Origin of the sequence: Streptomyces sp. NPDC049585 (assembly GCF_040675615.1) — a bacterium.
GTDB classification, from domain to species: domain Bacteria; phylum Actinomycetota; class Actinomycetes; order Streptomycetales; family Streptomycetaceae; genus Streptomyces; species Streptomyces luteosporeus.
The window spans coordinates 1-16,767 of sequence record NZ_JBFAPE010000008.1 but is presented as its reverse complement, the minus strand read 5'-3'; the positions used below and the strand labels follow the sequence as shown (position 1 = coordinate 16,767).

The 16,767-nt window shown below is 73.1% G+C and carries 19 protein-coding genes; 15 read left to right on the top strand and 4 right to left on the bottom strand.

Features of this window, described 5'->3' with window-relative positions; all coding sequences use genetic code 11:
- Positions 1-3: 3 nt before the first annotated feature.
- From AB0K17_RS11990 to AB0K17_RS11980, 3 genes are read left to right on the top strand one after another with little or no spacing between them, the layout of a single operon-like run.
- Positions 4-765 (top strand): lysophospholipid acyltransferase family protein, encoded by a 762-nt coding sequence (locus AB0K17_RS11990; protein ID WP_365968020.1) that lies wholly within the window; start codon positions 4-6, stop codon positions 763-765.
- Positions 762-1,763: an NAD(P)H-dependent glycerol-3-phosphate dehydrogenase gene (locus AB0K17_RS11985; protein WP_365968019.1), complete on the top strand. Its 1,002-nt coding sequence runs from the start codon at positions 762-764 to the stop codon at positions 1,761-1,763. The genes AB0K17_RS11990 and AB0K17_RS11985 overlap by 4 nt, the downstream gene beginning before the upstream one ends.
- Positions 1,764-1,797: 34 nt before the next feature.
- Positions 1,798-2,946, top strand: a complete 1,149-nt coding sequence (locus AB0K17_RS11980) for a D-alanine--D-alanine ligase family protein (RefSeq protein ID WP_365968018.1) — start codon at positions 1,798-1,800, stop codon at positions 2,944-2,946.
- Positions 2,947-2,963: 17 nt separating this feature from the next.
- Here the strand turns inward: AB0K17_RS11980 and AB0K17_RS11975 are convergent, their stop codons facing one another.
- On the bottom strand, positions 2,964-3,473 hold the full coding sequence (locus tag AB0K17_RS11975; protein ID WP_365982872.1) for a DUF3515 domain-containing protein: 510 nt from the start codon (positions 3,471-3,473) through the stop codon (positions 2,964-2,966).
- A gap of 20 nt (positions 3,474-3,493) precedes the next feature.
- Positions 3,494-3,727, bottom strand: a complete 234-nt coding sequence (locus AB0K17_RS11970) for an Lrp/AsnC ligand binding domain-containing protein (RefSeq protein WP_190063090.1) — start codon at positions 3,725-3,727, stop codon at positions 3,494-3,496.
- A 157-nt stretch (positions 3,728-3,884) separates the two neighbouring features.
- Here AB0K17_RS11970 and AB0K17_RS11965 point away from each other — a divergent pair, with 157 nt between their 5' ends.
- Together AB0K17_RS11965 and thiD are read left to right on the top strand one after the other, a co-directional pair.
- Positions 3,885-4,859 (top strand): thiamine-phosphate kinase, encoded by a 975-nt coding sequence (locus tag AB0K17_RS11965; RefSeq protein ID WP_365968016.1) that lies wholly within the window; start codon positions 3,885-3,887, stop codon positions 4,857-4,859.
- Between the two features lie 9 nt (positions 4,860-4,868).
- Positions 4,869-5,654: a bifunctional hydroxymethylpyrimidine kinase/phosphomethylpyrimidine kinase gene (gene thiD / locus AB0K17_RS11960; RefSeq protein ID WP_365968015.1), complete on the top strand. Its 786-nt coding sequence runs from the start codon at positions 4,869-4,871 to the stop codon at positions 5,652-5,654.
- Positions 5,655-5,804: 150 nt separating this feature from the next.
- On the opposite strand, the gene rpmB is transcribed toward thiD, so the two are convergent.
- Positions 5,805-5,990, bottom strand: a complete 186-nt coding sequence (rpmB, locus tag AB0K17_RS11955; protein WP_003957616.1) for a 50S ribosomal protein L28 — start codon at positions 5,988-5,990, stop codon at positions 5,805-5,807.
- Positions 5,991-6,231: 241 nt separating this feature from the next.
- Between rpmB and AB0K17_RS11950 the strand changes: the two genes are divergently transcribed.
- The 9 genes from AB0K17_RS11950 (at position 6,232) to mutM (ending at position 15,495) form a co-directional block, all read left to right on the top strand.
- Positions 6,232-7,908 carry a DAK2 domain-containing protein gene (locus AB0K17_RS11950; protein WP_365982871.1) on the top strand — a complete coding sequence of 559 codons (1,677 nt, stop codon included), beginning with the start codon at positions 6,232-6,234 and terminating at the stop codon, positions 7,906-7,908.
- 35 nt (positions 7,909-7,943) lie between these two features.
- Positions 7,944-10,169: an ATP-dependent DNA helicase RecG gene (gene recG / locus AB0K17_RS11945; RefSeq protein WP_365982870.1), complete on the top strand. Its 2,226-nt coding sequence runs from the start codon at positions 7,944-7,946 to the stop codon at positions 10,167-10,169.
- Between the two features lie 127 nt (positions 10,170-10,296).
- The gene (rsmD, locus tag AB0K17_RS11940; protein WP_365968012.1) at positions 10,297-10,896 is read left to right on the top strand and encodes a 16S rRNA (guanine(966)-N(2))-methyltransferase RsmD; all 600 of its coding nucleotides are present in this window, start codon (positions 10,297-10,299) and stop codon (positions 10,894-10,896) included.
- Positions 10,893-11,414: a pantetheine-phosphate adenylyltransferase gene (gene coaD / locus AB0K17_RS11935; protein WP_365968011.1), complete on the top strand. Its 522-nt coding sequence runs from the start codon at positions 10,893-10,895 to the stop codon at positions 11,412-11,414. The genes rsmD and coaD overlap by 4 nt, the downstream gene beginning before the upstream one ends.
- Positions 11,415-11,518: 104 nt before the next feature.
- Complete coding sequence (locus AB0K17_RS11930) at positions 11,519-12,649, top strand: cell division initiation protein (protein ID WP_365982869.1); 1,131 nt, start codon at positions 11,519-11,521, stop codon at positions 12,647-12,649.
- Positions 12,650-12,839: 190 nt separating this feature from the next.
- Complete coding sequence (locus tag AB0K17_RS11925) at positions 12,840-13,433, top strand: YceD family protein (RefSeq protein WP_365968009.1); 594 nt, start codon at positions 12,840-12,842, stop codon at positions 13,431-13,433.
- Between the two features lie 2 nt (positions 13,434-13,435).
- Positions 13,436-13,609: a 50S ribosomal protein L32 gene (gene rpmF, locus AB0K17_RS11920; protein ID WP_086575354.1), complete on the top strand. Its 174-nt coding sequence runs from the start codon at positions 13,436-13,438 to the stop codon at positions 13,607-13,609.
- A 19-nt stretch (positions 13,610-13,628) separates the two neighbouring features.
- Positions 13,629-14,444, top strand: coding sequence for a ribonuclease III (gene rnc, locus AB0K17_RS11915; RefSeq protein ID WP_365982868.1), 816 nt, complete (start codon positions 13,629-13,631; stop codon positions 14,442-14,444).
- Between the two features lie 157 nt (positions 14,445-14,601).
- On the top strand, positions 14,602-15,495 hold the full coding sequence (mutM, locus tag AB0K17_RS11910; protein WP_365982867.1) for a bifunctional DNA-formamidopyrimidine glycosylase/DNA-(apurinic or apyrimidinic site) lyase: 894 nt from the start codon (positions 14,602-14,604) through the stop codon (positions 15,493-15,495).
- Between the two features lie 57 nt (positions 15,496-15,552).
- Here the strand turns inward: mutM and AB0K17_RS11905 are convergent, their stop codons facing one another.
- The gene (locus AB0K17_RS11905) at positions 15,553-15,942 is read right to left on the bottom strand and encodes a helix-turn-helix domain-containing protein (RefSeq protein ID WP_365968007.1); all 390 of its coding nucleotides are present in this window, start codon (positions 15,940-15,942) and stop codon (positions 15,553-15,555) included.
- 125 nt (positions 15,943-16,067) lie between these two features.
- Between AB0K17_RS11905 and AB0K17_RS11900 the strand changes: the two genes are divergently transcribed.
- Complete coding sequence (locus AB0K17_RS11900) at positions 16,068-16,652, top strand: flavodoxin family protein (RefSeq protein WP_365982866.1); 585 nt, start codon at positions 16,068-16,070, stop codon at positions 16,650-16,652.
- Positions 16,653-16,767 lie beyond the last annotated feature (115 nt).

Genomic DNA, 16,767 nt, shown 5'->3' with positions numbered 1-16,767 from the left:
CGAGTGTCCCGCCACAGAATCGGCTTCTGGTACCGCTTTGCCGCGGTGTTGGCCAAACCGCCGCTCGTGGTTCTCTTCAAGCGGGACTGGCGGGGAATGGAGCACATTCCGGCCGACGGCGGATTCATCACCGCCGTCAACCACAACTCGTACCTCGACCCGCTGTCGTACGCCCACTACCAGTACAACACCGGACGCGTCCCGCGCTTCCTGGCCAAGGCGGGCCTGTTCAAGGGCAGCTTCGTCGGCGCCGTGCTGCGCGGCACCGGGCAGATCCCCGTCTACCGGGAGAGCGCGGACGCCGCCAACGCCTTCCGCGCCGCCGTGGACGCCATCAACCGGGGCGAGTGCGTGGCCTTCTACCCCGAGGGCACCCTCACCCGCGACCCGGACATGTGGCCCATGGAGGGCAAGACGGGCGCCGCCCGCGTGGCGCTGCTCACCCGCGCCCCCGTCGTCCCCGTCGCCCAGTGGGGCGCCAACGAGGCCATGCCGCCCTACGCCAAGGAGAAGAAGCTGCGGCTCTTCCCCCGCAAGACCCTCAAGGTGCTGGCCGGCCCGCCCGTCGACCTGTCCGCCTACTACGACCGCGAGCCCACCGCCGAGGTGCTGCGCGAGGTGACCGCCGTCATCATGAAGGCCATCACCGACCTCCTCGCCGAACTGCGCGACGAGCCCGCCCCGGCCGAGCCCTACAACCCCAAGAAGGCCCGCGCCGCCGCCCGCACCCGGCAGGCGACGACGGCCGAGGAGGACAGCAAGTGACGCGCTGCGCCGTCTACGGCACCGGCTCCTGGGGCACCGCCTTCGCGATGGTGCTGGCCGACGCCGGCTGCGAGGTCACGATGTGGGGCCGCCGCGCCGGGCTCGTCGAGGCCATCAACACCGGCCGCACCAACCCCGACTACCTCCCCGGTGTCGAACTCCCGGCGGCCGTACGGGCCACCACCGACCCCGCCGAGGCCGCCCGGGACGCCGACTTCACCGTCCTCGCCGTCCCCTCGCAGACCCTGCGCGGCAACCTCGCGCAGTGGGCGCCCCTGCTGGCCCCCGACACCGTCCTGGTCTCCCTGATGAAGGGCATCGAACTGGGCACGGCCAAGCGGATGAGCGAGGTGATCGAGGAGGTCGCCAAGGTCTCCGCGGACCGCGTCGCCGTCCTGACCGGCCCCAACCTCGCCCGCGAGATCGCCGCCCGGCAGCCCGCCGCCGCCGTCGTCGCCTGCCGCGACGAGGACGCCGCCAAGCGCCTGCAGACCGCCTGCCACACCGCGTACTTCCGCCCCTACACCAACACCGACGTCGTCGGCTGCGAGCTCGGCGGCGCCGTGAAGAACGTCATCGCCCTGGCCGTCGGCATCGCCGACGGCATGGGCCTGGGCGACAACGCCAAGGCCTCCCTCATCACCCGCGGCCTGGCCGAGACCACCCGCCTGGGCCTGGCCATGGGCGCCGACGCGCACACCTTCGCGGGCCTGGCCGGCATGGGCGACCTCGTCGCCACCTGTTCCTCGCCGCTCTCCCGCAACCACACCTTCGGCACCAACCTCGGCCGCGGCATGACCCTCGAAGAGACAATCGCCGTCACCAAGCAGACCGCCGAGGGCGTCAAGTCCTGCGAATCCGTGCTCGATCTGGCCCGGCGTCACCATGTCGACATGCCGATCACGGAGACCGTCGTGGGCATCGTCCACGAGGGCAAGCCGCCCATGGTCGCCCTCAAGGAGCTCATGGCGCGCAGCGCCAAGCCCGAGCGCCACTGACCCACCCGACGCCACCAGGTACTCTCAACCCGATATGAGCAGCGAGACCTCCCCCCAGAGCACCGCCCGGAAGCCGCGCGTCGCGGTCGTCTTCGGCGGTCGCAGTTCCGAGCACGCCATCTCCGTGGTCACCGCCGGCGCCGTGCTGCGCGCCATCGACCGCAGCAAGTACGACGTGCTGCCGATCGGCATCACCACCGAGGGGCGTTGGGCGCTCGCCGCCGACGAGCCCGAGCGGATGGCCATCACCGAGCGGAGCCTGCCCAGCGTCGAGGAGCTGGCCGAGTCGGCCGAGGGCGGTGTCGTGCTGCCCGTCGACCCCGCCAACCGCGAGGTCGTCTACACCGAGCCCGGCGCCGTCCCCAAGGCGCTCGGCGAGGTCGACGTCGTCTTCCCCGTGCTGCACGGCCCCTACGGCGAGGACGGCACCCTGCAGGGCATGCTCGACCTCGCCGGCATCCCCTACGTGGGTTCCGGCGTCCTGGCCTCCGCCGTCGGACAGGACAAGGAGTACATGAAGCGCGTCTTCACCTCCTTCGGCCTGGCCGTCGGCCCGTACGTGGTGATCCGCCCGCGCGAGTGGGAGAACGACCCGTCCGCCGCCCGCAGGAAGATCGTCGACTTCGCGGGCGAGCACGGCTGGCCGCTGTTCGTGAAGCCGGCCCGCGCCGGCTCCTCCATGGGCATCACCAAGGTCGACGACCCCGCCGGCCTGGACGAGGCCATCGAGGAGGCCCGTCGCCACGACCCGAAGATCCTCGTCGAGTCGCTGCTGCGCGGCCGCGAGATCGAGTGCGGCGTGCTGGAGTTCGAGGACGGCCCGCGCGCCAGCGTGCCCGCCGAGATCCCGCCGGTCTCCGCGCACGACTTCTACGACTTCGAGGCCAAGTACATCGACTCGGCCCCCGGCATCGTCCCCGCCCCGCTCACCGAGGAGCAGACCCGCGAGGTCCAGGAGCTCGCCGTGCGCGCCTTCGAGGCCGCCTCCTGCGAGGGCCTGGTGCGCGCCGACTTCTTCCTCACCGAGGACGGCGAGTTCGTGATCAACGAGATCAACACCATGCCCGGCTTCACGCCCATCTCCATGTACCCGCGGATGTGGCAGGTGACCGGGCTGACCTACCCCGAGCTGGTCGACCGCCTCCTGGAGGCCGCCCTGCGCCGGCCGACCGGCCTGCGCTAGCCGCCGGCCGGGGAGGGCTAGGAGATGATCCCCTCGGGGATCGTCCTGCGGACGGCGCCGGAGAGATCGGTCAGCGCACTGATGTCACCGGCGTCGCCCACCACCTTCCTCGGCAGGGTCACCTCGACCCAGGCGTTCCGGCGCACGGTGGTGCAGCGGACGCTGCCGTCGGACTGCCGCTCGGGCAGCCAGCCCACGTCGTCCACGTCCACCGAGTCCGCGTCGGGCCGCCGCTTGAGGAGCTCCGGCTTGGGTACCCCGCACCGCAGCGTGATGCGCACGCCGTCGCCCCAGGCGGCCGTGAGGTCCGACGCAGGATCGGTCGCGCGCCGCTTCAGCCCGTCCACGGTCGCCGGCAGCTGCGCATGCAGCGCCCGGCACAGCGCCGCCTCGGCCGCGGGCGGCGTCGGCACCGCGGGCCCGGCCTGACCGCCGGACCCCGAGCAGGCCGTGACCGCACAGGCCGTGGCGGCGAGCAGCAGAGCGAGCGCGGGCAGGCCGGAAGGCCGATGGAGTGCAGACTTCACCGGCCCGAGGATACGGGGAGCTAGATGTGGACCACCGGGCAGGTCAGCGTGCGGGTGATGCCCTCCACCTTCTGCACCTTGGCCACCACCATCCGGCCGAGCTCGTCGACGGTGTCCGCCTGGGCGCGCACGATCACGTCGTACGGCCCGGTGACGTCCTCGGCCTGGATCACTCCCTCGATCTTTCCGATGACTTCGGCCACGGTCGACGCCTTGCCGACCTCGGTCTGGATCAGGATGTACGCCTGTACCACGGAACCTCCAGGGCGGCTACGAGGATCATGTGGGGAGAAGAGACGCCACGGTACCGCGTCGCCCGCCGCGGCGGGGAGACCCGCGCGGCCTGCGCGGCGCGGAAGCACGTCACGAACAGTCAGGATCAGGGCAACCGACACTCCGAGGAGGAGCTCAGTGAAAGGCACCGTGGGCGAGCTGGGGGAGTTCGGGCTCATCAGAGAGCTGACCTCCCGGCTCACCACCACCCCGGCGGTCCGTCTGGGACCGGGCGACGACGCCGCGGTGGTCGCAGCGCCCGACCGCCGGGTTGTGGCCAGTACGGACGTGCTGCTGGAGGGGAGGCACTTCCGTCGCGACTGGTCCACCGCCTACGACGTCGGCCGTAAGGCCACCGCGCAGAACCTCGCCGACATCGCGGCCATGGGCGCGGTGCCCACCGCCGTCCTGCTCGGCCTCGTCGTGCCCGCCGAGCTCCCCGCCACCTGGCCCACCGAGCTCATGGACGGCATCCGCGACGAGTGCCAGGTCGCCGGCGCCGCCGTCGTCGGCGGCGACGTCGTGCGCGGCGAGACCATCACCGTGGCCATCACCGCCCTCGGCGACCTGCGCAACCAGGAACCCGTCACCCGCTCCGGCGCCCGCGCCGGCGACGTCGTCGCCGTCACCGGCTGGCTCGGCTGGTCCGCGGCCGGCCTCGCCGTGCTCTCCCGCGGCTTCCGCTCCCCGCGCGCCTTCGTCGAGGCCCACCGCCGGCCCGAACCGCCGTACCATGCCGGCCCCGCCGCGGCCGCCCTCGGCGCCACCGCCATGACCGACGTCAGCGACGGCCTCATCGCCGACCTCGGGCACATCGCCGAGGCCAGCAAGGTCCGCATCGACCTGCGCACGGCCGCCATCGACGTACCCACCCAGATGTCCGACATCGGCCAGGCCGTCGGCGTCGACCCCCTGCAGTGGGTGCTCACCGGGGGAGAGGACCACGCCATCGTCGCCACCTTCCCGCCGGACGTGAAACTCCCGGCCCGCTGGAAGGTCATCGGCGAGGTCGTCAGTCCCTCCGCCCTGCCCCAGGTCACCGTCGACGGCGCCCCCTGGGACAAGGCGGGCGGCTGGGACCACTTCGGCGACGACCTGGAGCCCGGCGAGTAGATTCACCCCGTGTCCCTTCCTCCTCGCGTCCTGACCGTCGCCGGCTCCGACTCCGGCGGCGGTGCGGGCATCCAGGCCGACCTCAAGACGATGCTCGCCCTCGGGGTGCACGGCATGAGCGTGATCACCGCCGTCACCGCCCAGAACTCGCGCGGCGTCCAGGGCGCCTGGCCCCTGCCTGCCGAGGCGGTACGGGCCCAGTTCCGCAGCGTCGTCGACGACATCGGCGTCCAGGCGGTCAAGACGGGCATGCTCGCCTCGGCCGAGCTCGTGGAGGAGGTCGCCGGGCTGCTCGCCGGCCTCTCCGTGCCGGTCGTCGTCGACCCCGTGGGCATCTCCAAGCACGGCGACGCACTGCTGGCCGCGTCCGCGCTCGACGCCGTCCGCACCGAACTGCTGCCCGTGGCCACGATCGCCACCCCCAACCTCGACGAGGTCGCCTGGCTGACGGGCGTCCGGGTGCGCTCGGAGGCCGACCTGCGGCCGGCGGCCGAGGCGGTACTGGCGTACGGGCCGCGGTGGGTGCTCGTCAAGGGCGGACACCTGGACGGCGACGCGGTCGACCTCCTGACGGACGGCACCAGCGAACACCGCCTGCGCGCCCCCCGCCACGACAACCGCCACACCCACGGCACGGGCTGCACGCTGGCATCGGCGATCGCATCGTTCCTTGCCCACGGACGCCCGGTGCCGGAGGCGGTGGCCGCGGCCAAGGAGTACGTCACGGGCGCCATAGCGGCCGGCTTCCCCCTGGGCACGGGCATCGGCCCGGTGCACCACGGATGGAACCTCTAGGCCGTCTCCGGCGGATCTTCGTCGCGGGGCGCCGTGGTGGCGCGTGACGAAGATCCGCCGGCAGGCGCAGGCGCAGGCGCATGCAAAAAGCCGGCCCCCGAAGGGACCGGCTTTCAAGGTAAACGGCGAGGCTGCCGCGCTACTAGCTAGTTAGCGCGAGACCTTGCCGGCCTTGATGCACGAGGTGCAGACGTTGAGGCGCTTCGGCGTCCGACCGACCACGGCACGCACACGCTGGATGTTGGGGTTCCAGCGACGGGACGTACGGCGGTGCGAGTGGGAGATGTTGTTGCCGAAGCCCGGCCCCTTGCCGCAGACGTCGCAGTTGGCAGCCACGGGTCACTCCAAAGACTTCAGATGCACTTACGGGAAATCCCGGCGTGCCGGGTCGAAGGTGACTGGCTTGCCAGGGGAAAGCCTGATTCTCATCAGGCAACCGGAGCAGCATACAACGGCCGCTCCTGGACAACGAAACTACCATGACCGGCCCCGGGGCCGCCTGCCCCGCCCCTCGCAGCGGCCCACCGGTCTACTCTGCTCCAGCACCGATCGAGCCCACCTACGAGGAGGACCCCACGTGCCGCAAGCGCTGGAGGCCACGGCGGTACGCACCTGGTGCGCCCTGGCGCTGGAGGCACTCGGCCGGGCCCGCGAGGAGATCGACGCGATCAACGTCTATCCCGTGGCCGACGGCGACACCGGCACCAACCTCTACCTGACCGTCGAGTCCGCCGCCCGCGCCGTGGACGCGGTCTTCGACGCCCACGCGACCGCAGGCCCCGCTTCCCGCCCGGGCCTGGGCGAGGCCGTCCGGGCGATGGCCCACGGCGCGCTCATAGGCGCCCGCGGCAACTCCGGCACCATCCTGGCCCAGCTGCTGCGCGGCATGGCCGAGGTGCTGGCGGCCGCCGGTGACGAGGATCACCACGGTGACGGGGCGGCGCTGCTGCGCCGCGCACTGCGCCGCGCCGTGGACTCGGCGTACGAGGGCGTGGCCCGCCCCGTGGAGGGCACCGTGCTCACCGTGGCGGCCGCGGCGGCCGACGCCGCCGCCGTGACCGCCGGGGACGCCGCCGCAGTGGCGGGCGCGGCGTACGAGGGCGCCCGTACCGCGCTCGCGGCCACCCCCGGCCAGCTGGCGGCCCTCGCGGACGCCGGTGTGGTCGACGCGGGCGGCAAGGGCCTGGTGGAGGTGCTCGGCGCGCTGTCCGCGGCGCTGGCCGGCGGCACGGCGGCGCCCGCCCGCGCGGCGCAGGCCACGGCCCCGGCCGCCCACGGCTGGCTGGCCGAGGGCTGCCCCGCCGACCGGGGGCCCGGACCGCACGACGCCGGCCTCACCGGCCCGGCCTTCGAGGTGATCTACCTCCTGGAGGCGGACGACGCGGCCGTCGCCCGGCTGCGCGCCCGCCTGGACGTGCTGGGGGAGTCCCTGGTGGTCGTGGGCGGCGACGGCCTGTGGAACGTCCACGTGCACGTCGACGACGCCGGTGCCGCCGTCGAGGCCGGCATCGACGCCGGCCGCCCCTACCGCGTGCGCATCACGCACTTCGGCGCGGCCGCGCAGGAACGCGCGGCCCACGCCGCCGAGCCCGTGCAGCGGGCGGTCGTCTCGGTCGTGCCCGGCGAGGGCCTGGCCGCCCTGTGCGCGCAGGCGGGGGCCACCGTCGTCGCCGTACGGCCGGGGGAGCCGCCGGCCGGCGGCGAGCTGGTGGAGGCGGTCCGCCGGGCCAACGCCCGCGAGGTGGTGCTGCTGCCCAACGACGCCGACCTGCGGCACGTCGCGGCCGCCGCGGCCGAGCAGGCCCGTACCGAGGGCGTACGGGTGGCCCTGATCCCCACCCGCTCCCCGGTGCAGGGGATCGCCGCGCTGGCCGTCCACGAGCCCGCCCGCCGCTTCGACGAGGACGTCGTCGCCATGACCTCCGCCGCCGGGGCCACCCGCCACGCCGAGCTGGTCGTCGCCGAGCGGCAGTCGTGGACGATGGCCGGGGTCTGCCAGGCCGGCGACGTGCTGGGACTGATCGACGGCGACGTCGCCGTCATCGGCGGCGAACTGGCCGCCACCGCCGAGACCGTCCTGGACCGCATGCTCGCCGCCGGCGGCGAGATGGTCACCCTCGTGCTGGGCGACGGCGTGCCCGACGCGGTCGCCGACCGGCTGCGTCGGCACGTGCGCGGCGGCCACCTCGCCGTCGACACGGTCGTCTACCGCGGCGGCCAGCAGGCCCCCCCGCTGCTGATCGGCGTCGAATAGACCCGGCTGTCGGTGCCGTGGTGTGGAATGGACCCGTGCCCGCGCTGGAAGAACCCCTCAAGAAGACCCTCGGCGGCAGCACCGCGAAGGTGCTGGCCGAGCACCTCGACCTGCACACGGTCGGCGACCTGCTGCACCACTACCCGCGCCGCTACGCCGAGCGCGGGGAGCTCACGCGCCTGGCCGACCTGCCGCTCGACGAGCACGTCACCGTCGTCGCCCAGGTCAGCGACGCCCGCGTGCACAAGTTCAATGCCGGGCGCGGGCAGCGCCTGGAGGTCACGCTGACCGACGGCAGCGGGCGGCTGCAGCTGGTCTTCTTCGGCCGCTCGATCTACCACCACCAAAAGGAGCTCGTGCCCGGCCGGCGCGGGATGTTCGCCGGCAAGGTGGGCACCTTCCGCAACGTGCGCCAGCTGTCCCATCCGGCGTACGAGATGCTCGGCGAGGACAGCGGGGCGGGCGCCGTCGAGGCGTGGGCCAACCAGCTGATCCCGCTGTACCCGGCCTGCTCCCGCATGGAGTCCTGGAAGATCTCCAAGGCGGTCGACGCCGTCCTCGCCTCCATGGAGGCCGGCGGCTGGGCGCTGGTGCGCGATCCGCTGCCGGAGCGGCTGCGCGAGGGCCGTGGGCTGCTGCCGCTGCCGGAGGCCTTCCGCAAGGTCCACCGGCCGCGGACCAAGGCCGACATCGCCGACGCCCGCTCCCGCCTGAAGTGGGACGAGGCGTTCGTGCTGCAGGTGGCGCTGGCCCGCCGCCGGCACGCCGACTCCCAGCTGCCCGCCGTGCCCCGCAAGCCCGCCCCCGGCGGGCTCCTGGACGCGTTCGACGCCAAACTGCCCTTCACTCTGACCGAGGGCCAGCGCACCGTCTCGGCCGAGATCTTCGACGACCTGGCCACCGAGCACCCCATGCACCGGCTGCTGCAGGGCGAAGTGGGTTCGGGCAAGACGATGGTGGCTCTGCGCGCGATGCTCGCCGTCGTCGACGCCGGGGGACAGGCGGCGATGCTCGCCCCCACCGAGGTGCTCGCGCAGCAGCACCACCGGTCCATCACCGAGATGATGGGCGACCTCGCCGAGGGCGGGATGCTCGGTGGCGCCGAGCAGGGCACCAAGGTGGTGCTGCTGACCGGCTCCATGGGCACGGCCGCCCGCCGCCAGGCGCTGCTCGACCTCGTCACGGGCGACGCGGGCATCGTGGTGGGCACGCACGCGCTGATCGAGGACAAGGTGCAGTTCCACGACCTCGGCCTGGTCGTGGTCGACGAGCAGCACCGCTTCGGCGTCGAGCAGCGCGACGCCCTGCGGTCCAAGGGCGCCCAGCCCCCGCACCTGCTGGTGATGACCGCCACCCCCATCCCGCGCACGGTCGCCATGACGGTCTTCGGCGACCTGGAGACCTCGGTGCTCGACCAGCTGCCCGCCGGCCGCTCGCCGATCGCCACGCACGTGGTCCCCGCCAAGGACAAGCCGCACTTCCTGGCCCGGGCCTGGGAGCGGGTGCGCGAGGAGGTGGCCTCGGGCCACCAGGCGTACGTGGTCTGCCCGCGCATCGGCGACGAGGAGGACGAGGGCGCCCGGGCCAAGACCGCCGCGAAGGCGAAGGCCGAGGCGGGGACCGGGGCGGAGGGGGACGGCGAGCGGCGGCCTCCGCTGGCGGTCGTGGAGGTGGCCGAGCAGCTGTCGACCGGGCCGCTGGCCGGGCTGCGCGTGGAGGTGCTGCACGGGCGGATGCAGCCCGACGCCAAGGACGACGTGATGCGCCGCTTCGCCGCCGGAGAGGTCGACGTGCTCGTGGCCACCACCGTCATCGAGGTGGGCGTGAACGTGCCCAACGCCACCGCGATGGTGATCATGGATGCCGACCGGTTCGGCGTCTCCCAGCTCCACCAGCTGCGCGGCCGCGTCGGACGCGGCTCAGCGCCGGGGCTGTGCCTGCTGGTCAGCGAGGCCCACGAGGCGAGCCCGGCCCGGGCCCGGCTGGGCGCGGTCGCCGCGACGCTGGACGGCTTCGAGCTCTCCCGCATCGACCTCGAACAGCGGCGCGAGGGCGACGTGCTGGGCCAGGCCCAGTCCGGCGTGCGCTCCTCGCTGCGGATGCTCGCCGTCATCGACGACGAGGAGATCATCGCCGCCGCCCGCGAGGAGGCCGCCGCGGTGGTCGCCGCCGACCCCGACCTCGCCGCCCTGCCCGACCTGCGCACCGCCCTGGACGCCCTGCTGGACCACGAGCGCGCCGAGTACCTCGACAAGGGCTAGGGCCCGAGCCGGATCGTCCTGCGGCCGTCCCTGTGAGCCCGCGCCGCGGGGACGCCATACGCTGGGTCCGGCGACGGCCCGTGCCGGCGCCCGCATCCCGCACCGCGACGAAGGACCGGAAAGACCCATGACCCGCGTGATCGCCGGCGCCGCCGGCGGACGCCGCCTGGCCGTGCCGCCGGGCACCGGCACCCGCCCGACCTCCGACCGGGCGCGGGAGGGCCTGTTCTCCACCTGGGTGTCCTTCCTGGGCACCCTGCAGGGCATGCGCGTGCTCGACCTGTACGGCGGATCGGGCGCGGTCGGCCTGGAGGCGCTCTCGCGCGGCGCCGGGCACGTCCTGCTCGTCGAGGCCGACGCCCGTGCCGTACGCGTCATCCGCGACAACGTCCGCACGGTCGGCCTGCCGGGCGCCGAGGTGCGCTCCGGCAAGGCCGAGCAGGTGGTGGCCGGGCCGGTCCCGGGGCAGCCGTACGACGTGGTCTTCCTCGACCCGCCCTACGCGGTCACCGATGACGATCTTCGGGAGATCCTCCTCACACTCCGGCGCAGGGGGTGGCTCGCCGACGAGGCCCTCGTCACTGTGGAGCGCAGTACCAGGGGAGGGGAATTCCGCTGGCCGGAGGGGTTCGACGCACTGAGGGCCCGTCGCTACGGCGAGGGGACGCTTTGGTACGGTCACGCCGCTTCGGCGTGCACATCCGACAGGGATTCGGGCACGTCATGAATGGACCGGAGAGCGAGGAACCACCGTTGCGCCGCGCCGTCTGTCCGGGGTCGTTCGACCCCGTCACCAATGGGCACCTCGACATCATCGCCCGCGCGTCAAAGCTGTACGACGTCGTCCACGTCGCCGTGATGATCAACAAGTCGAAGCAGGGCATGTTCACCGTCGACGAGCGGATAGAGCTGCTGCGCCGGGTCACGGCCGAGTACGGCAACGTGGAGGTGGAGTCCTTCCACGGCCTGCTCGTCGACTTCTGCAAGCAGCGCGAGATCCCCGCCATCGTCAAGGGGCTGCGGGCGGTCAGCGACTTCGACTACGAGCTGCAGATGGCCCAGATGAACAACGGCCTCTCCGGCGTCGAGACCCTCTTCGTGCCCACGAACCCCACCTACAGCTTCCTCTCCTCCAGCCTGGTCAAGGAGGTCGCGGCCTGGGGCGGCGACGTCTCCCACCTGGTGCCGCCGGTGGTGCTCGAAGCCCTGGGCGAGCGGCTCGCGCGACAGCCGCGAACTGACTGACCGTCAGAGCATGCCGGGCGGGGTCCGGCGGCCGTACAGTCGTCCCCGTTCCCTCCCCAGGGCCCGCCGGGCCCGAAGATGTCACGAAGGCGGCGATCGTCAAGGTGGACGTCCAGAAGAAGCTCGACGAGATCGTCGCGACCGTCGCCGGTGCCCGTGCCCTGCCCATGTCCGCCTCGTGCGTGCTGAACCGGGCCGACCTGCTGGCGGGCCTGCAGGAGGTGCGGGCCGCGCTGCCCGGCTCCCTCGACCGGGCCCGCGAGGTGATCGGCGACCGCGAGCAGCTGGTGGCCGAGGCCCGCGCCGAGGCCGAGCGGATCCTGCAGGCCGCCCGCGACCAGCGCGGCTCCCTGGTCGCCGAGACCGAGGTCGTCCGCCTCGCCCGCGAGGAGGCCGACCGCATCCTCGCCGAGGCCCACCGCGAGGCGGCGGAGATCCGCGCCGGGGCCGACGACTACGTCGACAGCAAGCTCGCCAACTTCGAGGTCGTGCTCACCAAGACCCGCGGCTCCATCGACCGCGGCCGCGAGAAGCTGCTCGGGCTGCCCGCAGCGGTGCAGGGCGGGTACGAGGGGTACGAGGGCGGGGCGGCCGACGACGCCCCCGAGCGCAGCACCGACGCACACACCCAGCGCCACAACGCCGACACCTACGTCGACGCCAAGCTCAGCGCCGTCTCGGCCGTGCTGGCCAAGACCCTGGAGGCCGTCGGCCGAGGCCGCGAGAAGCTGCTCGGCGCCCGCCCCGTCGACGAGCTCGGCGCCCACCTCGCCGCCCAGGACGGCATGGCCGCGGGCCGGCCCACCAGCGACGCGGACTTCCTGGCGGGCCTCGCCGGCCCCCAGACGGCCGCTCCCGCCCCCCAGGCGGCCCCGGAGCCGCCGGTGGCCCCCGCAGCCCCGCAGGAGCCCGCCTGGGGCGACTACGCGCCCGCCGCGGGCTACTCCCACCAGCAGGGCGACTACGACTACGGCGGGCACTACCCGCACCAGGCCGACCCCTACGCCGTCCCCGGCGGCTACCAGCAGACCGACCCCTACGCCTGGCAGCCGCAGGAGGCGCCGCAGGCGTACGGCACGGCGGCCGTCTACCCGGTCGAGACGCACCGGCAGCCCCACCAGGCGCCCCAGCCCCAGGGGCGCGGCGGACAGGCGGCCGCGCTCGACGAGACCAGCTTCTTCGACACCTCGATGATCGACCTGAACCAGCTCAGGCAGTACGAGCAGGGGCACTGACCGGCCCCGCGGACCGTCCGCCCGGGGGCGGATTGGGCCCAGCGGGGGCCGTCCAGTATCCTGGCTCTTCGGTCGCGCGTACGTCCCGCGATCCGGGCTGCCCGCCGTGTCTCGACCCGGGGGGTCGCCGTCACCGCAGCGTAGAAAGCAGGAAGCCCTGAACGCCCGCCTCGACCCCCGTAACCCTCTCGTGTTCGACACGCGCGAGCTGGGCCGGCGTCCCGGTGCGCTCAAGAGGGTCTCCCGCTCCGTCCCCGCCCCGCAGGATCTCGGCATCGAGGTCATCGGCGTGGCAGAGGGCGCCGCGGTGGAGCTGGACCTCCGGCTGGAGTCGGTCATGGAAGGGGTGCTCGTCACAGGCACCGCCCGTGCACCGCTCACCGGGGAGTGCGTAAGGTGTCTGGAGCCGCTCGAGCAGGAGCTCGACGTGGACTTCCAGGAGATGTACTCCTACCCCGACGCCGACGCCCGGGGCCGCATCGTGGCCGCGGACGACGACGTTGAGGACGATGAGGAGGACATGCTCTTCCTCGAGGACGACTTGTTCGACCTCGAACCGGTGCTGCGCGACGCGGTGGTGCTCGCACTGCCGCTGCAGCCGGTGTGCCAGGACGACTGCCCTGGTCTGTGCTCCGAGTGCGGGGCACGGCTGGCGGACGACCCGGACCACCACCACGAGACCGTCGACATTCGTTGGGCGGCATTGCAGGGACTCTCCGGCGACACGGCCGGAGAGATGGACAACGCACCCCGTGCCAACGGGGATGACTCACAGGAGAAGTAGCCGTGGCTGTTCCGAAGCGGAAGATGTCGCGCAGCAACACGCGCCACCGCCGGTCGCAGTGGAAGGCTGCGGTCACCCCCCTGGTGGCGTGCGAGCGCTGCCACGAGCCGAAGCAGCAGCACATCGCGTGCCCGAGCTGCGGCACCTACAACAAGCGCCAGGTCCTCGCGGTCTGATCGGCGGGTGACAGGCTCCATGTCAGACGCCACTACGCCGAAGAAGGCGCCGGCGGACACGGCCTCGTCCCACACGCTTCTGGAAGGGCGGCTCGGGTACAGCCTCGAGACCGCCCTTCTGGTGCGTGCGCTGACTCACCGTTCCTACGCGTACGAGAACGGCGGGCTGCCCACCAACGAGCGGCTGGAGTTCCTCGGGGACTCCGTGCTCGGCCTGGTGGTCACCGACACCCTCTACCGGATCCACCCCGACCTGCCGGAAGGCCAGCTGGCCAAACTGCGGGCCGCGGTGGTCAACTCACGGGCGCTGGCCGAGGTCGGCCGCACCCTGGACCTCGGCTCCTTCATCCGGCTCGGCCGGGGCGAGGAGGGCACCGGGGGCCGGGACAAGGCATCGATCCTCGCCGACACCCTGGAAGCGGTCATCGGCGCGGTCTATCTCGACAAGGGCCTCGACGCGGCCGCCGAGCTGGTGCACAGGCTCTTCGATCCGCTGATCGAGAAGTCCTCCAACCTCGGTGCCGGCCTGGACTGGAAGACCAGCCTCCAGGAGCTGACCGCCATCGAAGGCCTCGGCGTGCCGGAATACCTGGTCACCGAGACAGGTCCGGACCACGAGAAGACCTTCACGGCTGCTGCCCGCGTCGGTGGTGTCGCGTACGGCACCGGCACCGGCCGCAGCAAGAAGGAAGCCGAGCAGCAGGCGGCCGAGTCCGCCTGGCGCGCCATCAACAGCGCTGCCGAAGCCCGCGTCAAGGCCGAGAAGGCCGCGGCCGAGGCGGGTACCGCGGTCGAGGCGGCCGGGCAGGACGACACCGCCGAAGCGTCCGGCTGACGTGCCGTCCCGCTCACCGCCGGGCGGCCCCTTGTGGGCCGCCCGGCGGTGGCGTATCCCCGCGTCTTCTGTGACGTGTCTGCAGTGACGCCTCTTGAGTGACCGCGTCTGCAGTGACAGCGTCTTCAGTGACAAAGATCGCGACGAAGGAGCACTGTTGCCCGAACTGCCCGAGGTCGAGGTCGTCCGCTCCGGCCTGGAGCGCTGGGTGTGCGGCCGCACCGTCGCATCGGTGCAGGTCCTGCATGCCCGGGCGGTACGCCGCCATGTGGCCGGCGCCGAGGACTTCGCCGCCCGGCTGACCGGGCAGCGCCTGGGCACCGCCCGGCGCCGCGGCAAGTACGTGTGGCTGCCGGTCGAGCCGCCGGCCGGGCCCGCCACCGGCACCCCCGCGCTCGCGGTCCTCGCCCACCTCGGCATGAGCGGCCAGCTCCTCGTCCAGCCCCAGGGCTCCCCCGACGAGAAACATCTGCGCATCCGCTTCCGCTTCGCCGACGCCGAGGCCACCGAGCTGCGCTTCGTCGACCAGCGCACCTTCGGCGGCCTCTCGCTGCACGAGACCGTGCCCGGCGACCCCGACGGCCTGCCGGACGTCATCGCGCACATCGCCCGCGACCCCCTCGACCCGGCCTTCGACGACGACGCCTTCCACGCCGCGCTGCGCCGGCGACGCACCACCATCAAGCGGGCCCTGCTCGACCAGTCGCTGATCAGCGGCGTCGGCAACATCTACGCCGACGAGGCGCTGTGGCGCACCCGGCTGCACTACGACCGCCCGACCGCGGGCCTGACCCGGCCGCGCACGGCGGAGCTGCTCACGCACATCCGCGAGGTCATGAACGAGGCCCTCGCGGCCGGCGGCACCAGCTTCGACAGCCTCTACGTCAATGTGAACGGCCAGTCGGGCTACTTCGACCGTTCCCTGGACGCGTACGGGCGCGAGGACGAACCGTGCCGCCGCTGCGGCACGCCCATCCGCCGGCGCCCGTGGATGAACCGCTCCAGCTACTTCTGCCCCCGCTGCCAGCGCCCGCCGCGGCCCACCGTCTGACCACCGGGGCCCTCGGCCCGAGCGTCGGGGTCCACCCCTGAGCGCCGGGGCCGGCGCTCAGGCGCGCTCGGCGTCGTACACGCGGCGTGCTGCCAGCACGTCGGGCATCCGCTGCTCCAGCACCTCGACGAGGCCCAGCAGCCGGTCGGCCACTTCCTGCCCCAGCTCCGTGAGCCCGTAGTCGACGCGCGGCGGGTTGGTCGGCTGCGCGTCGCGCGAGACCAGGCCGTCGCGCTCGAGCGCGTGCAGCGTCTGGGACAGCATCTTCTCGCTCACGCCCTCCACGCGGCGGCGCAGCTCGTTGAAGCGCAGGGTGTCCTCGCGCAGGGCGCACAGCGTCAGGCCGCCCCAGCGGCCGGTGACGTGCCCCAGGGTCTCGCGCGAGGGGCAGCTGCGGGCGAAGACGTCGAAGGGCAGCTGGTCGTGGTGCTCGTCAATCGTCCCCATACAGACACCATACTCCCGCACAGCGCTAACCAGAGGCTTGCGCTTTCCAAAAGTTAGTGCTTACCTTTACGCAGTGCTGGTCGCGCCAGCACCCCGCCGTAGCGAGCACCGTCCAGGGAGCCACCATGACCACGCCCGTCGTCTCCATCGCCTACCACTCCGGCTTCGGCCACACCGCCGTCCTGGCCGAGGCCGTCCGCGCGGGGGCCGCCGACACCGGCGCCACCGTCCACCTGGTCGACGTCGCCGGGATCACCGACGAGCAGTGGGAGCTGCTGGACGCCTCGGACGCCATCGTCTTCGGCTCGCCCACCTACATGGGCACCGCCTCCGGCGCCTTCCACGCCTTCGCCGAGGCCAGCTCCAGGCGCTGGTTCACCCGCGCCTGGCAGGACAAGCTGGCGGCCGGCTTCACCAACTCCGCCTCCAAGAGCGGCGACAAGCTGCACACCCTGCAGTTCTTCACCGTGCTCGCCGCCCAGCACGGCATGCACTGGGTCGGCCTCGGCCTGATGCCGGGCTGGAACAGCAGCACCGCCTCGGAGAACGACCTCAACCGCCTGGGCTTCTTCCTCGGCGCCGCCGCCCAGTCCAACAACGACCAGGGCCCCGAGGGCGTGCACAAGGCCGACATAGCCACCGCCGAGCACCTCGGCCGCCGCGTCGCCGAGCAGGCCCGGATCTTCGTCGCCGGCCGCGCCGCCGCCTGACGGCGGGCGGCCCCCGCGGGGGCCGGCGCCCCCGGGGGCGGCGGGGGGGGGGGGGGGGACAAATGCGGGGGGGGGGGGGGAGGAGGTAAGGGGTGGGGGGGGGGAAGATATGGGT

Bases quoted from the DNA above. Each gene is read 5' to 3' on its own strand.
- AB0K17_RS11980 (WP_365968018.1), top strand. From the start codon at position 1,798: ATGAGCAGCGAGACCTCCCCCCAGAGCACCGCCCGGAAGCCGCGCGTC.
- rsmD (WP_365968012.1), top strand. From the start codon at position 10,297: ATGACCCGCGTGATCGCCGGCGCCGCCGGCGGACGCCGCCTGGCCGTG.
- coaD (WP_365968011.1), top strand. From the start codon at position 10,893: ATGAATGGACCGGAGAGCGAGGAACCACCGTTGCGCCGCGCCGTCTGT.
- rnc (WP_365982868.1), top strand. From the start codon at position 13,629: ATGTCAGACGCCACTACGCCGAAGAAGGCGCCGGCGGACACGGCCTCG.
- AB0K17_RS11905 (WP_365968007.1), bottom strand. From the start codon at position 15,942: ATGGGGACGATTGACGAGCACCACGACCAGCTGCCCTTCGACGTCTTC.
- AB0K17_RS11900 (WP_365982866.1), top strand. From the start codon at position 16,068: ATGACCACGCCCGTCGTCTCCATCGCCTACCACTCCGGCTTCGGCCAC.